A 13,808-nucleotide genomic window follows, 5' to 3' on the forward strand; every position below is an offset into this window, starting at 1 on the left:
GTCAGTCCTTGCGGCGGCCGGACAGCATCCGGAAGCGGTTGCGGTTGAGCAGCACGTAGCCGGTCAGCTGCAATCCCGCTGCGAACAGCAGGCTGCGCATGGCACCGGGTTTGGTGGGACGCGGACCCTGGTAGAGGCCATAGAGGGAGAAGGCCACGCCCAGCAGGCCAAGGATGAAGAAGACCAGGCCGATCTTGGTCAGGCGGGGGAGGTTGCGCAGATTCATGGGCATATCGTCAGAGGCGAAGGCCGCCACGCTAACCGTCCGCGCCGGGCTTGTCGAGCCGATAGGCAGGCGCGACGGACTGGTCTAACGTGGCTTGATGACCCCTGCAGCGGGAGAGCGTCCATGTTCAGCCATGTACAGCTAGGTGCGCGCGATCTGGAGCGCCTGATCGAATTCTACGACAGCGTCTTGCACGAACTCGGGCTGGTGCGCATGCCGGCGGAAGACGACGGTGGCCCGCCCGGGTGTGGCTGGCAGCGGCCGGGGCGGGAGTGGCCGCAATTCTATGTGCAGCTGCCGTTCAACGGCCTGCCGGCCTCCTGGGGCAATGGCGTCCAGGTGAGCTTTGCCGCGCCTAGTCCCGCGGCCGTGGAGGCGGCCTGGCATCGCGCCCTGCAACTGGGCGGCAGCGACGAGGGTGCGCCGGGCATCCGACCGGGCTACGGACCGGACTTCTATGCCGCCTATTGCCGGGACCCGGAGGGCAACAAGCTGTGTTTCGTCCACGCCGAGGGATTGGCCGCCGCCTGCGACTAGCGTGTGGTCCGGCGATCCGATGGTCAGACGTTGGCCGCCAGGGCGACTGCGTCGGTACGGGCGGCCATGATGAAGTCGTTGCGGTGCAGGCCGCCGATGTTGTGCGTCCACCAGCTCACCGTCACCGCGCCCCATTCGGTGAGCAGGGCCGGGTGATGGTCCTCGTCCTGGGCCTCGCGGCCGACGCGGTTGGTGAAGTCCAGGGCCTCGAGGAAGTTGCCGAAGGCATAGCGGCGTTCCAGCCGCGCAATCCCCGCGCGTTCCACCAGCGTCCAGCCGGGGACGGCCTTGAGCAATTCGCTGCTGGCGGCCGCGCTCAGGGCCGGCTCGCTGGAGCGGCAGGGGACGCAATGGGAGTGGGCGAGATCGGCCATGGGGCGCTCCTTGGGGAAAGAAAGTCACGAAAGGGCAAGGGTAACAGACCCGCCGGTCAGCTCCCGGCGCCCCGTCCGACCATGGTCGAATGGTCCGAAGCCGGTGCGCGCCGTACAACGGAAGGCAACAAGAACAACAGTTTCCCGCCGAGGAGATCGTCCCATGAGTGCCGCCTTCTACCCGGTCCGCGCGGAAGTCGCTTCCCGGACCCTGACCGATGAAGTCACCTATCGCCGGCTGTACCAGCAGTCCATCCTCAACCCCGATGGCTTCTGGCGCGAGCAGGCCCAGCGCCTGGACTGGATCAAGCCCTTCAGCCGGGTCAAGCAGACCTCCTTCGACGATCATCGCGTCGACATCCAGTGGTTCGCCGATGGCACCCTGAACGCCTCCTACAATTGCCTGGATCGCCACCTGGAAACCCGCGGTGACCAGACCGCCATCATCTGGGAAGGCGACGATCCCGCCGACAGCCGCCACATCACCTACCGCGAACTGCATCGAGAGGTCTGCCAGCTGGCCAACGCCCTGCGCGGCCAGGACATCCATCGCGGCGACGTGGTGACCATCTACATGCCGATGATTCCCGAGGCCGTGGTGGCCATGCTGGCCTGCGCCCGCATCGGCGCGGTGCACTCGGTGGTATTCGGCGGCTTCTCCCCCGAATCCCTGGCCGGCCGCATCAGCGACTGCCAGTCCAAGCTGGTCATCACCGCCGACGAAGGCGTGCGCGGCGGTCGCAAGATCCCGCTCAAGGCCAACGTCGACGAGGCCCTGACCAATCCGGCCACCTATTCGGTGCGCAAGGTGATCGTCTGCAAGCGCACCGGCGCCGACATCGCCTGGCACCGCCACCGCGACGTCTGGTACGAGGACATCACCTCGGTGGCGCCGGAACATTGCGAGCCCAAGGAGATGTCCGCCGAGGCGCCGCTGTTCATCCTCTATACCTCCGGTTCCACCGGCAAGCCCAAGGGCATCCTGCACACCACCGGCGGCTACCTGACCTATGCCGCCCTGACCCACGAGCGGGTCTTCGACTATCGCCCCGGCGAGGTCTACTGGTGCACCGCCGACGTCGGCTGGATCACCGGCCACAGCTACATCGTCTACGGCCCGCTGGCCAATGGCGCCACCACCCTGCTGTTCGAGGGCGTGCCCAATTACCCGGACGTCACCCGCATGGGCCAGGTGGTGGACAAGCACCAGGTCAACGTCCTCTACACCGCCCCCACCGCCATCCGCGCCATGATGGCCCAGGGCGATGCGGCCATGCGCGGCGTCGACGGCAGCAGCCTGCGCCTGCTCGGTTCGGTGGGCGAGCCCATCAACCCCGAGGCCTGGCACTGGTACTACAAGACCGTGGGCCAGGAGCGCTGCCCCATCGTCGACACCTGGTGGCAGACCGAGACCGGCGGCATCCTCATCAGCCCGCTGCCGGGCGCCATCGGCCAGAAGCCCGGTTCGGCGACCCGTCCCTTCTTCGGCATCCAGCCGGCGCTGGTGGACAACGAAGGCAACCTGCTCGACGGCGCCGTGGAAGGCAACCTGGTGATTCTCGATTCCTGGCCGGGCCAGTCGCGCTCCATCTATGGCGATCACGACCGCTTCGTCGACACCTACTTCAAGACCTTCAAGGGCATGTACTTCACCGGAGACGGCGCCCGCCGCGACGAGGACGGCTACTACTGGATCACCGGTCGCGTCGACGACGTGCTCAACGTCTCCGGCCACCGCATGGGCACCGCCGAAATCGAGAGCGCCCTGGTGGCCCATCCCAAGGTGGCCGAGGCCGCGGTGGTGGGCATGCCCCACGACCTCAAGGGCCAGGGTATCTATGTCTACGTCACCCTCAACCAGGGCGAGGAGGGCAACGAAGCCCTGCGCCAGGAACTCAAGCAGTGGGTGCGCAAGGAAATCGGCCCCATCGCCACCCCCGATGTCATCCAATGGGCGCCGGGTCTGCCCAAGACCCGCTCCGGCAAGATCATGCGGCGGATCCTGCGCAAGATCGCCGTGGGTGAATACGACTCGCTCGGCGACATCTCCACCCTGGCCGACCCGGGCGTGGTGCAGCATCTGGTCGGGACCCACCAGCAGATGAGCCAGGCCGTCGCCTGATCCAGCGGCCTCAGCGACCGCCCGCTATCGTCCAGGTAGCGGGCGGTTTCTTTTTTGGCGGTCCTGTAAGGACGTGTCGCCAGGGTAGAAGCCGCCGCCGTTGCGCTGGCGCTAGAATCGCGCCAGCCGGCGGGCCGCAGGGCACTCCGGTCCGCTACCCGGGGCAAAGGCGGGGACAGGGGCGGCGCTCCGGCGTACCATGCGTGCCACCCCACAAGGGTTTCATGGCGCGCGGGCCCCGGATCGGTCGCCCCCGCCGCTCTCGACAGGAAGCCAGACGTTAGATGACCATCCGCATCGCCTTTCTGCTGTGGCCCGACGTTCGTCCGCTGACCGTGGGCCTGGTCGAGGAAGCGCTGGAACTCGCCTCGCGCCATTCGAGCGATACGCCCTACGAGGTGCGCTTTCTGCAGGCCGGCAGCGAGTTGCAGCCGCGACTGCCGGGTGGCCACTGGGAAGGGCAGCTGGAACGCCTGGATCGGCTCTTCGTGCTGGCCGACGAACCCTCGCCGCCGCTGCCGCCACCGCTGGTCGCGGCCCTGCGCCAGACCGCCCGGGCCGGTGTGGTGATGGGCGGTTTTTCCGCTGGCGTGCACATCCTCGCCCAGCTCGGGCTGCTCGACGGTCATCGCGCCGCCGTGCATTGGCGCTGGCTGGAGGAATTCAGCGAGCAATTTCCCAAGGTCATCGCCACCCACCACCTCTACGAGTGGGACCGCGATCGCCTGACCGCCTGTGGCGGCCTGGCCATCCTCGATCTGCTGCTGGCCATGATCGGCCGTGACCGCGACGCCGAGCAGGCCGGCACCATCGCCGAGGAGCTGATCGTCGAGCGGCTGCGCGAAGGCAGCGAGCGACAGCGCATTCCGCTGAAGAATCGGCTGGGGTCGAGTCATCCCAAGCTGACCCAGGCGGTGATGCTGATGGAGGCCAACATCGAAGAGCCCCTCACCACCGACGAGATCGCCCAGCACGTCTGCGTCTCCCGCCGGCAGCTGGAGCGGATCTTCAAGCAATACCTGGCCCGTGTACCCAGCCAGTACTACCTGGAGTTGCGGCTGAACCGGGCGCGCAAGATGCTCACCCAGACCAGCAAGTCGATCATCCAGATCGGCCTGTCCTGCGGCTTCTCGTCGGGGCCGCATTTCTCCAGCGCCTATCGCAACTTCTTTGGCGTCACCCCCCGCGACGACCGCAACCAGCGGCGTGGCGCGGCGGGCGAGGGCAGCATGGTGGCCGAGCGCTAGGCGCCGAGCCCCTGCCGATTCAGCTCAGCGACTCGGTCGCCAGTTCGTCCAGCCAGGCGCCCAGCTGGTCGGCCGGCAGGGGCGCGCCGCAATGGAAGCCCTGGATCTCGTCCGCCGGCAGGTGCTGCAGCTGGCGCAGGTGCTCGGCGTCTTCCACCCCCTTGAGGGTCACCCTTAGCCCCAGCGAGCGGCCGAGATCGATCATGGCCCGCACCAGGGCGCTGTCTTCCGGCGCCTGATGGTGGCGGGCGATGAGGCTGCGATCCAGGCGGATGCCGTCCAGCGGATAGCGGCGCAGATAGGCCAGGGAGCAGAGGCCGGAACCGAAGTCGTCCAGGCACAGGCGTACGCCCAGGCCCTTGAGCGCGCCCAGGGTGTTGGCCACGTCTGCGGCCGGATCCAGCAGGGTGCGTTCGGTGAGTTCCAGCTCCAGGCGCGACGCCGCCAGGCCGCTCTGGTAGAGCGCCTCGGCCACGGTCTGCACCGGATCTTCGTTGGCGTGGAATTGCTGCGGCGACAGATTGACCGACACCGAAAGTCGTTCCGGCCAGCCCTGGGCATCGTGGCAGGCGGTCTCCAGCACCCAGCGTCCCAGGCGCTGGCCGAGGCCGGCGTCCTCGGCCAGGGTCAGGAAGTCCAGCGGCTCCAGCAGCCCCTGGGTAGGATGCTCCCAGCGCACCAGCGCCTCGAAGCCACGCAGGCTGCCATCGGCCAGACAACGCCGCGGCTGGTAGTAGAGGCTGAGGCGGTCATCGCGCAGGGCCTGGCGCAGGTCCTGCTCCAGCTGCCGGCGCAACAGCACCTGCTCGTTCATGGCCGGCTCGTGGAAGCGCCAGGTGCCGCGGCCAGCGGCCTTGGCCTGGTAGAGGGCGATATCGGCCAGGCGCAGCAGTTCCGCCGGGATGCCGGTATCCCGCGGCGCCAGGGCCACGCCCAGGCTGCTGCCGATGAAGACCCGCTGCTGGCCGAGGCGGAAGGGTTGGCGCAACTGCTCCACCAGCCGTCGACAGAGGTCGGCGATGGCGCCCGGGTCGCGATCGCCGCTGAGCACCACGCAGAATTCATCGCCGCCCAGGCGCGCCACCAGATCGGTGGCGGTCACGTTCTGCCGCAGACGCTGCGCCGCTTCCTGCAGGACCTGATCGCCGGCGGCATGGCCGAGGGCGTCGTTGACCGTCTTGAATCTATCCAGATCCAGGCTGATCAGCGCCAGGGGCCGCGGCTCCGGTCCTTCCAGGTGTGTGGCGAGAAACTGGTGCAGGCGATGGCGGTTGGGCAGGCCGGTCAGGGGGTCGTGCCAGGACAGGTGCTGGACCTGGGCCAGGGCCTCGATCTCGTCGGTGAGATCGGTGACGGTGCCGCGATAGCCACCCTCGGGAATGGCCCGGGCGGCGACCCGACAGGTGCGTTCGCGGCCGTTGCCGTCCAGGTAGTGACAGACCAGCGGCGGTCGCGGCTTGCGGTCGTGCGCCTGGCCGGCGAGCCAGTGCGCCAGGGTATCGGCATGGGGCGTCAGGAGTTCGTTGAGCGGCCGCCCCAGCCAGCGATTGGTGGCTTCCCCGGTGACTTCGGCGAAGCGATCCGAGACATAGACCAGGCGCAGGGTGGCGTCGACCTCCCACAGCCAGTCCGAGGTGGCCTCGGCGATGTCGCGGAAGCGCCGCTCACCGATGGCCAGTTCGCTACGACTGGCCAGCAGGTCATCGTACTGGGCATCCAGCTGGCGCATCGACAGCAGCGCCTGGCGAAACAGCCAGATCAGCCCCAGCAGCAGGATCAGCACCCCACCGCCGAACAGCGGCAGGGTCTGCTGCATCAGCCACAATCCCGGTCGCGGCGGGCGCCAGGTCAGCTGATAGCCGGAGCCGGGCAGTTGCCAGCCGGCACGGCCGCCAGCCGGGTCGGTGGTGATGCTCAGCGGCGGCAGGTTGTTGGCTTCGCTCAGGGCGGCCAGCCGGGCGGGACTCAGCACATTGACGAAGACCAGTACCGAGGCCGGCGCCTCCTGGGGGCGGACGCCGGCATGATCGCCCGGGGTGATGGCGGCGGCGGCCACCAGCGCCGGCATCCCGGCCACGGTCAGCACACCGGACACGCTGCCGGCGCGGGCGTCGGCGCTACGTGCCGCTGCCAGCAGGCCGGCGATGTCGCCCTGCAGCCAGGGCGTAGCGGGATCGGCCAGTTGGCCATCGAGCAGGCGATAGCGGGGGCGGTCCTGGCCGTCGAATACCAGCACCCCTTCGTAGCCATAGACGCGGTACAGCGATTCGCCAAGGTTGCCCTGGTCGTAGGCCCAGTCGGGGTCCAGTTCCTGATGCAGGCGGCGATAGGCCTCGTCCCATTTGCTGTAGTCGATCAGGTTGCGGGCGACCTCTTCGTCGAGGCGGGTAAAGGTGCGACCGATCGCGCGCTCGGTGTGCTGGGCGACGGTGGCATCCTGGCGCACGGCATTGTCGACCAGCAGATAGCAACCCAGGCCGATAAGGCCGAGGAGCAGTACGCAGAGCGCCGGGAACAGCCGCAGGAGGACGGTATGGCCCCGCCGACGCGGTAAGGCGCTGCGGGACGCGGGAGATGTTGGCATGCCTGGACCCTGGCTGGATGAGCGTTCCTGTGGCTTCGCCCGGCGCGACCCGGAGGTGGCCAAGCGAAGCGGATGAAGCCTTGCCGTCGCTAGACTAGCCCCTGGGGGCGCACGACGCTAAACGTAAAGCGGAAGATGCCAAGGGGATCGCGCTAAGCATCGCGCGAACGCCCGACTTAGGTGGGGTTGCCGGCACCACCGTAGAAGGCACAGCCCTGCCAGGTCTGGCCATTGATGCGCAATTCGGCCTGCAGTGACTGCACGGTGCCGGTCCGGCCATCCACGCAGCGCCGGGGATTGATCCACAGCTCGACCTTCTCGCCATTGGCCTCGGTGGACAGGGCGCGCATGCCGCCGGGCAATTCTTCCTGCACGAAGGGCAGGGCGCGGCGCTGTTGGCCGGCGGTACTGACCAGCATGCCCTGGTTGCTGACCTGGACGCTCCAGTCCGGTCCATGGCCACCGGCATTCATGGCGGTACGCTTGAAGTTGGGATCGCTGCAGCCCGGACCGCTGTACTGCACGCGGTAGACGTCGGTGACGGCGAACACGCCCTGGGCGCCATCGCGACCGCCGGACTTGAGCTTGCCGCGCAGATCGGCGAACAGCGAAGCGGCACCGCTGTCGGCGGCCAGTTCGTGGGCATCGCGCAGGATGGCGGTGTTGTTGGCGTCGGTGACGTCGAAGAAGCGCTGTTCCTGGCAGGGGCGGAACAGCAGCTGGTCACCGTTCCAGCGCAGATCGCCCTGCAGGCGCTCGCCGCCCGGTGCACGCGGGGTGTCGTCGCTCTGGAACAGGCTGCAGCCGCCGAGGAGGCCGAGCAGGGCAAGGGGAAAGATGGCACGCGGCGCAGGCATCGCAGGACTCCGACTGAGGTGGGCACACGTTACTCAGACAGCGCCGCGAGCTCAAGGACTTACCAGACGCGATAAGTCTTGCCGGTTTCCCGCCCTTCCACGCTGCGTTCGTAGGCCAGGGCCGCCGCGGCCCCCGATACCGCCTTGAAGCCGCGGAAGAAATCGCCGTAGTGCCCCAGCGATTCCTCCAACACCGTCGGACTCACGGCATTGATCCGCTGACCCCGCGGCAGCTCGATGGCCGCGCCGCGGACGAAGCCCTCCAGGGCGGCATTGACCATGGCCGCCGAGCTGCCCTGAGCGATGGGCTGTTCGCTGAGGATGCCGGTGGTCAGGGTAAAGGAGGCACCCTCGGCCGCCTGGGTCTGGCCCAGCAGCACCAGATTGACCTGGCCCATCAGCTTGTCCTGCAGGCCCTTCTGATAGGCCTCGGGCGTCATCTCGGTGAAGGGGGCGAAGGTCACCGACCCCACCGCGCTGACCAGGGCGTCGAAGCGCCCGACCTGGGCGAACAGGGCGCGGATGGAATCCGCTTGGGTGATGTCGACCTGCAGATCGCCGGATTGGCGGCCAACGCGGATCAGCTCGTGGCGGCTGCCCAGGCGTTCGGAGATGGCGCTGCCCAGGGTACCGCTGGCACCGACGAGGATGATTTTCATAAGGCGACTCCGTGAAGGGAAGGAGTCTCCAGCCTAGAATGGCGCATTGCTCTGATAAATCACCTGAATGGCAATCCAGTGTTTCCCGGAGGAAACGATGCAGGACGATTTCGCCGATCTCGCCGCCTTCGCCATCCTCTGTGAAAGCGGCAGCTTCACCTGCGCCGCCGAGCGCCTGGGCTGCAGCAAGGGGCAACTGTCGAAGCGCATCCGGGCGCTGGAGGTACGCCTGGAGACCCGCCTGCTGCACCGTACCACCCGACGTCTCGATCCCACCCCTGCCGGACGCGCCCTGCTGCCCGAGGCGCAGGCCCTGGTGCGCCAGCGCGAGCGGGCCCTGCAGAGCGTGGCCCGCCTGCAGGAGGAGGCAGCCGGGCCGGTACGCCTGACCGTTCCGGTGTCCCTGGGCTACACCTTTTTCGAGGTGCTGCTGGCCTGTCGCGCCACCCATCCCGCCATCCAGCTGGACCTGGTGCTGGACAACGGCTATCGCGACCTGGTGGCCGAGGGTTTCGACCTTGCGATTCGCGCCCGGCTGGACCCGGACGAACGTCTGGTCGCGCGACCGCTGTTCGCCATGCAGGAGGTGACCTGCGCGGCACCCGCCTATCTGGCCGGGCGCGAGGTCCCCCAGGCGCCCGAGGAGCTGCTCGGCCACCGCTGCCTGGTCAACAGCCACTATGCCAAGGGAGAGGTCTGGCTCTATCACCGCGAGCACCGACTCGACCGCGTGCAGGTAATCCCCAGCCTGGCCTGCAATCACTACAGCCTGCTCAAGCAGGCCGCCCTGGCCGGGCAGGGTATCGCCCGGCTGCCCTCATTCATGGTGCACGAAGAGCTGGCCAGCGGCGCCCTGGTCTGGCTGCTCAGGGACTGGCGCACCCCCAGCCAGCCGCTGTTTCTGGTGCATCCCTACCAGGGTGGCCTGCCCAAGCGAACACGGGTGGTGGCGGAGGCCCTGAGCGACTGGTTCGAGCGCAGTCGGCAGCGCCTGGAGGCCTTGGGGTAGCGGAGCCGATGAGCTGAACGCTGGTGCGGATAGCTCCCTCTCCCCGCGGGAGAGGGCTTGGGTGAGGGCACTCTTCGCCAGGAAGCCCCGGTGGAAAAGGCTGCGCCGTTTTCCACGCTACGGTGCTGTTGGGCTTCGACGATGGAGCCAACCTACGTGGCGCACAGATAACCCCCTCTCCCTGCGGGAGAGGGCTGGGGTGAGGGCACCCTTCGCCAGGAAGCCTCGGTGGCAAAGGCTGCGCCGTTTTCCACGCTACGGTGCTGTTGGGCTTCGACGATGGAGCCAACCTACGTGGCGCACAGATAGCCCCCTCTCCCTGCGGGAAAGGGCTGGGGTGAGGGCACCCTTCGTCAGGAAGCCCCGGTGGAAAAGGCTGCGCCGTTTTCCACGCTACGGTGCTGTTGGTCGAGGCATGTGGGGTGGCGACGGGGTGACTCAACCGCCCAGATAGGCCTTGCGCACGTCCGGGTTGGCCAGCAGTTCGGCGCCGCTGTCCTGCATGACGATGCGGCCGTTCTCCAGCACGTAGCCGCGGTCGGCCAGCTTGAGCGCCTGGTTGGCGTTCTGCTCGACCAGGAACACCGTCACCCCATCCTGGCGAAGCTGTTCGATGATCTCGAAGATCTGCTGGATGATGATGGGCGCCAGGCCCAGCGACGGCTCGTCGAGCAGCAGCAGGCGCGGCTCGCTCATCATCGCCCGGCCGATGGCGAGCATCTGCTGCTCGCCGCCGGACATGGTGCCGGCGCGCTGGGCATAGCGCTCCTTGAGGCGCGGGAAGAGGCCGAGGACCTTCTCCAGCTGGCGGTCGTAGGCGTGCTTGTCGGTGAAGAAGCCGCCCATGGCCAGGTTCTCCTCCACGGTCAGGCGGGCGAATACCCGGCGACCCTCGGGCACCACGGCGATGCCCTTGCGCATGATCTGCGCGGTTTCCTGACCGACCAGCTCCTCGCCTTCGTAGCGGATGCTGCCGCCGTGGGCCCGCGGGGTACCGCAGAGGGTCATCAGCAGGGTGGACTTGCCGGCCCCGTTGGCACCGATCAGGGTGACGATCTCGCCCCGGTTCACCTGCACGCTGACGCCATGCAGCGCCTGGATCTTGCCGTAGAAGGTGGAGACGTTGTCGAACTGCAGCATGGTGGTCTCCATCAGGATTCGCCCAGGTAGGCCTTGATCACGTCGGGATTGTTGCGGATCTGCTCCGGCGTCCCGTCGGCCAGGGGGGTGCCCTGGTTGATCACCACGATGTGGTCGGAAATGCTCATCACCAGGTGCATGTCGTGCTCGATCAGGAGCACGGTCACGCCGTGCTCGGCGCGCAGCAGGGCGATGAGCGCCTTGAGGTCCTCGGTTTCGCGCGGGTTGAGACCGGCGGCCGGCTCGTCGAGCATGAGGATCTGCGGGCGGGTCATCATGCAGCGGGCGATTTCCAGGCGGCGCTGCTGGCCGTAGGCGAGGTTGCCGGCGTTGCGGTTGGCGAATTCGGTGAGGTTGACCTGCTCCAGCCAGAAGCGCGCATAGTCCATGGCCTCGGCTTCGCTCTTGCGAAAGGCCGGGGTCTTGAACAGCCCGGCCAGGAAGCCGGTGTTGAGGTGGCGGTGCTGGGCCACCAGCAGGTTCTCCACCGCGGTCATTTCCTTGAACAAGCGGACGTTCTGGAAGGTGCGCACCACGCCCTTGCGGGCGATCTTGTGCCCGGGCAGTCCCTGGATGGCTTCGCCATTGAGCAGGATCTCGCCGCCGCTGGGCCGATAGAAGCCGGTCAGGCAGTTGAACACCGTGGTCTTACCGGCGCCATTGGGGCCGATCAGCGAGACCACCTGGCCCTGTTCCACGCGGATGTTGACGCCGTTGACGGCCAGCAGACCGCCGAACCTCATGGACAGGCCGGAGACATCGAGAAGGGCTTGGCTCATTTGCGCAACTCCAGGTGCGGGCGTTGCATCGGGAGCAGGCCTTGCGGACGCCAGATCATCATCACGACCATCAGCAGGCCGAACATCAACATGCGGTATTCGCTGAATTCGCGCATCAGCTCCGGCAGCAGGATCATCACGATGGCCGCGAGGATCACGCCGAGCTGGGAGCCCATGCCGCCCAGCACCACGATGGCCAGGATGATGGCCGATTCGATGAAGGTGAAGGATTCCGGCGACACCAGGCCCTGGCGCGCGGCGAAGAAGCTGCCGGCGAAACCGGCGAAGCAGGCGCCCAGCGTAAAGGCCGAGAGCTTGATCAGCGTGGGGTTCAGGCCCAGGGCGCGGCAGGCGATCTCGTCTTCGCGCAGGGCTTCCCAGGCGCGGCCGATGGGCATGCGCAGGAGGCGGTTGATCACGAACAGGGTCAGCAGCACCAGCAACAGGGCGATCAGGTAGAGGAAGATCACCTTGTATTCGGAGTTGTAGGGAATGCCGAAATACTCGTGGAAGGGCGTCATGCCCTCCGGGGCCCGGCGTTCGAAGGTCAGGCCGAACAGGGTCGGTTTTTCGATGCCGCTGATGCCGTTGGGGCCGCCGGTCCACTGGGTGAGGTTGCGCAAGAGGATGCGGATGATCTCGCCGAAGCCCAGGGTGACGATGGCCAGGTAGTCGCCGCGCAGGCGCAGCACCGGGAAACCGAGCAGGAAGCCGAACAGCGCCGCCATCAGCCCCGCCAGCGGCAGGCAGACCCAGAAGCCCAGGCCGTAGTAGTGGGAGAGCATGGCGTAGGTGTAGGCGCCGACGGCATAGAAGCCGACGTAGCCCAGGTCGAGCAGACCGGCCAACCCCACCACGATGTTCAGGCCGAGGCCGAGCATCACGTAGATGAGGATCAGGGTGGCGATATCCACCGCGCCACGCGAGCCGTAGAAGGGCCACACCAGGGCGATCAGCACCAGGCCGAGGATCACCCAGCGCTGGGTCTTGGGTTCGGTGAGCTTGGTGCCCAGGCCGGTGGCCGGCAGCTGCAGGCCGCCATTGCGGTGCCAGCCGGCGGTGAGCGGGTCACGCACCAGTTGCCAGACGAACATCAGCACCGCGGCCAGGGCCACGATCCAGAGGGTGCGCGGCGGGGCGCCGTGCACTTCCAGGTTGACGCCTACCGTCTCCAGCTTGAGGCCGAGGATGGGATAGGCGACGGCCAGCACCAGCAGGGCGCTGAAGAAGGCGGTTCGCAGACGGGCACTCATACCTTTTCCACCTCCGGGCGACCGAGGATGCCGGTGGGGCGGAACAGCAGCACCAGCACCAGCAGACTGAAGGCCACCACGTCCTTGTACTGGTCACCGAAGACGTCGGCGCCAAAGGCCTCGGCCACGCCCAGCACCAGGCCGCCGAGCATGGCGCCGGGGATGCTGCCGATGCCGCCGAGCACGGCGGCGGTGAAGGCCTTGATACCGGCCAGGAAACCCAGACTCGGATTGATCACGCCGTACTGGATGCCCAGCAGCACCGCGGCCACGGCGGCGAGGGTGGCACCGATGACGAAGGTCAGGGCGATGATGCCGTTGGTGTTGATGCCCAGCAGGTTGGCCATCTTGATGTCCTCGGCGCAGGCGCGGCAGGCGCGGCCCAGGCGGGAGCGGGAGATGAACCAGGTGAGGCCGAACATGGTGAGCAGGGTGACGATGAAGATCAGCACCTGCACATAGGAGATCACCACGCCGTTCATGGCGTCGGTGCCGATGATGAAGTTGCCCGGCAGCAGGTTGGGGATCGACTTGTCCTTGGAATCCTGGGCCAGCAGTACCCAGTTCTGCAGGAAGATTGACATGCCGATCGCCGAGATCAGCGGGATCAGCCGGTTACCGCCACGCAAGGGGCGATAGGCGATGCGTTCGATGCTGTAGCCGTAGGCACTGGCGATGATGATGCTGGCGCCAAAGGCGGCGAGCATGACGATGGGCAGGCTGTGGATACCCAGCATGGCCAGGCCGGCGATGGCGATGAAGGCCACGTAGGAGCCGATCATGTACACCTCGCCATGGGCGAAGTTGATCATGCCGATGATGCCGTAGACCATGGTGTAGCCGATGGCGATCAGCGCATAGGTGCTGCCGACCGTGAGGCCGTTCACCAGCTGTTGCAGGTAGTGGTAGAACTCGGGCATGGGTGTCTCCAGGGGACCTTGGTGCACTTCTGGTGCGGGTCCCAGGCCTCGGATGGAGGCGGATAAACGAAGCCCACCGCCGTTGGCGGTGGGCTCCGGTG

General features: G+C 67.3%; 13 protein-coding genes. 4 read left to right on the forward strand and 9 right to left on the reverse strand.

The genetic code is table 11. The features are described 5' to 3' along the window. Nucleotide 1 precedes the first annotated feature (1 nt). The gene (locus AABM56_RS05895; protein ID WP_347883904.1) at nt 2–226 is read right to left on the reverse strand and encodes a hypothetical protein; all 225 of its coding nucleotides are present in this window, start codon (nt 224–226) and stop codon (nt 2–4) included. Between the two features lie 123 nt (nt 227–349). Here AABM56_RS05895 and AABM56_RS05900 point away from each other — a divergent pair, with 123 nt between their 5' ends. Continuing rightward, nucleotides 350–763, forward strand: coding sequence for a VOC family protein (locus AABM56_RS05900; RefSeq protein WP_133859898.1), 414 nt, complete (start codon nt 350–352; stop codon nt 761–763). 23 nt (nt 764–786) lie between these two features. Here AABM56_RS05900 and AABM56_RS05905 read toward each other — a convergent pair whose 3' ends face one another. Then, the gene (locus AABM56_RS05905) at nt 787–1,137 is read right to left on the reverse strand and encodes a 4a-hydroxytetrahydrobiopterin dehydratase (protein WP_133859897.1); all 351 of its coding nucleotides are present in this window, start codon (nt 1,135–1,137) and stop codon (nt 787–789) included. A gap of 163 nt (nt 1,138–1,300) precedes the next feature. Between AABM56_RS05905 and acs the strand changes: the two genes are divergently transcribed. Together acs and AABM56_RS05915 are read left to right on the forward strand one after the other, a co-directional pair. Continuing rightward, nucleotides 1,301–3,259 carry an acetate--CoA ligase gene (gene acs / locus AABM56_RS05910; protein WP_133859896.1) on the forward strand — a complete coding sequence of 653 codons (1,959 nt, stop codon included), beginning with the start codon at nt 1,301–1,303 and terminating at the stop codon, nt 3,257–3,259. Between the two features lie 284 nt (nt 3,260–3,543). Further along, the gene (locus AABM56_RS05915; RefSeq protein ID WP_133859895.1) at nt 3,544–4,506 is read left to right on the forward strand and encodes a GlxA family transcriptional regulator; all 963 of its coding nucleotides are present in this window, start codon (nt 3,544–3,546) and stop codon (nt 4,504–4,506) included. Nucleotides 4,507–4,525: 19 nt separating this feature from the next. On the opposite strand, the gene AABM56_RS05920 is transcribed toward AABM56_RS05915, so the two are convergent. The 3 genes from AABM56_RS05920 to AABM56_RS05930 form a co-directional block, all read right to left on the reverse strand. Next, on the reverse strand, nt 4,526–7,090 hold the full coding sequence (locus AABM56_RS05920; protein ID WP_133859894.1) for an EAL domain-containing protein: 2,565 nt from the start codon (nt 7,088–7,090) through the stop codon (nt 4,526–4,528). Nucleotides 7,091–7,266: 176 nt separating this feature from the next. Next, a complete protein-coding gene (locus AABM56_RS05925) occupies nt 7,267–7,947 on the reverse strand; it encodes a hypothetical protein (protein WP_133859893.1) in 681 nt (226 codons plus the stop codon). A 59-nt stretch (nt 7,948–8,006) separates the two neighbouring features. Beyond that, nucleotides 8,007–8,606: a short chain dehydrogenase gene (locus AABM56_RS05930; protein WP_347883905.1), complete on the reverse strand. Its 600-nt coding sequence runs from the start codon at nt 8,604–8,606 to the stop codon at nt 8,007–8,009. A 97-nt stretch (nt 8,607–8,703) separates the two neighbouring features. Between AABM56_RS05930 and AABM56_RS05935 the strand changes: the two genes are divergently transcribed. Then, nucleotides 8,704–9,615, forward strand: coding sequence for a LysR family transcriptional regulator (locus AABM56_RS05935; RefSeq protein ID WP_133859891.1), 912 nt, complete (start codon nt 8,704–8,706; stop codon nt 9,613–9,615). Between the two features lie 438 nt (nt 9,616–10,053). On the opposite strand, the gene AABM56_RS05940 is transcribed toward AABM56_RS05935, so the two are convergent. The 4 genes from AABM56_RS05940 to livH are packed head-to-tail and all read right to left on the reverse strand — an operon-like array spanning nt 10,054 to nt 13,707. After that, nucleotides 10,054–10,755, reverse strand: a complete 702-nt coding sequence (locus tag AABM56_RS05940) for an ABC transporter ATP-binding protein (protein ID WP_007159574.1) — start codon at nt 10,753–10,755, stop codon at nt 10,054–10,056. Between the two features lie 11 nt (nt 10,756–10,766). Then, nucleotides 10,767–11,534: a high-affinity branched-chain amino acid ABC transporter ATP-binding protein LivG gene (gene livG, locus AABM56_RS05945; protein WP_133859890.1), complete on the reverse strand. Its 768-nt coding sequence runs from the start codon at nt 11,532–11,534 to the stop codon at nt 10,767–10,769. Further along, nucleotides 11,531–12,787 (reverse strand): high-affinity branched-chain amino acid ABC transporter permease LivM, encoded by a 1,257-nt coding sequence (locus AABM56_RS05950; RefSeq protein WP_133859889.1) that lies wholly within the window; start codon nt 12,785–12,787, stop codon nt 11,531–11,533. Before AABM56_RS05950 ends, livG begins: the two co-directional genes overlap by 4 nt. Beyond that, complete coding sequence (gene livH, locus AABM56_RS05955) at nt 12,784–13,707, reverse strand: high-affinity branched-chain amino acid ABC transporter permease LivH (protein ID WP_007159571.1); 924 nt, start codon at nt 13,705–13,707, stop codon at nt 12,784–12,786. The genes AABM56_RS05950 and livH overlap by 4 nt, the downstream gene beginning before the upstream one ends. Nucleotides 13,708–13,808 lie beyond the last annotated feature (101 nt).

This window comes from Pseudomonas aestiva, from assembly GCF_039908605.1.
GTDB lineage: Bacteria > Pseudomonadota > Gammaproteobacteria > Pseudomonadales > Pseudomonadaceae > Chryseomonas > Chryseomonas aestiva.

Bases quoted from the DNA above. Each gene is read 5' to 3' on its own strand.
- AABM56_RS05895 (WP_347883904.1), bottom strand. From the start codon at position 226: ATGAATCTGCGCAACCTCCCCCGCCTGACCAAGATCGGCCTGGTCTTC.
- AABM56_RS05900 (WP_133859898.1), top strand. From the start codon at position 350: ATGTTCAGCCATGTACAGCTAGGTGCGCGCGATCTGGAGCGCCTGATC.
- AABM56_RS05905 (WP_133859897.1), bottom strand. From the start codon at position 1,137: ATGGCCGATCTCGCCCACTCCCATTGCGTCCCCTGCCGCTCCAGCGAG.
- acs (WP_133859896.1), top strand. From the start codon at position 1,301: ATGAGTGCCGCCTTCTACCCGGTCCGCGCGGAAGTCGCTTCCCGGACC.
- AABM56_RS05915 (WP_133859895.1), top strand. From the start codon at position 3,544: ATGACCATCCGCATCGCCTTTCTGCTGTGGCCCGACGTTCGTCCGCTG.
- AABM56_RS05920 (WP_133859894.1), bottom strand. From the start codon at position 7,090: ATGCCAACATCTCCCGCGTCCCGCAGCGCCTTACCGCGTCGGCGGGGC.
- AABM56_RS05925 (WP_133859893.1), bottom strand. From the start codon at position 7,947: ATGCCTGCGCCGCGTGCCATCTTTCCCCTTGCCCTGCTCGGCCTCCTC.
- AABM56_RS05930 (WP_347883905.1), bottom strand. From the start codon at position 8,606: ATGAAAATCATCCTCGTCGGTGCCAGCGGTACCCTGGGCAGCGCCATC.
- AABM56_RS05935 (WP_133859891.1), top strand. From the start codon at position 8,704: ATGCAGGACGATTTCGCCGATCTCGCCGCCTTCGCCATCCTCTGTGAA.
- AABM56_RS05940 (WP_007159574.1), bottom strand. From the start codon at position 10,755: ATGCTGCAGTTCGACAACGTCTCCACCTTCTACGGCAAGATCCAGGCG.
- livG (WP_133859890.1), bottom strand. From the start codon at position 11,534: ATGAGCCAAGCCCTTCTCGATGTCTCCGGCCTGTCCATGAGGTTCGGC.
- AABM56_RS05950 (WP_133859889.1), bottom strand. From the start codon at position 12,787: ATGAGTGCCCGTCTGCGAACCGCCTTCTTCAGCGCCCTGCTGGTGCTG.
- livH (WP_007159571.1), bottom strand. From the start codon at position 13,707: ATGCCCGAGTTCTACCACTACCTGCAACAGCTGGTGAACGGCCTCACG.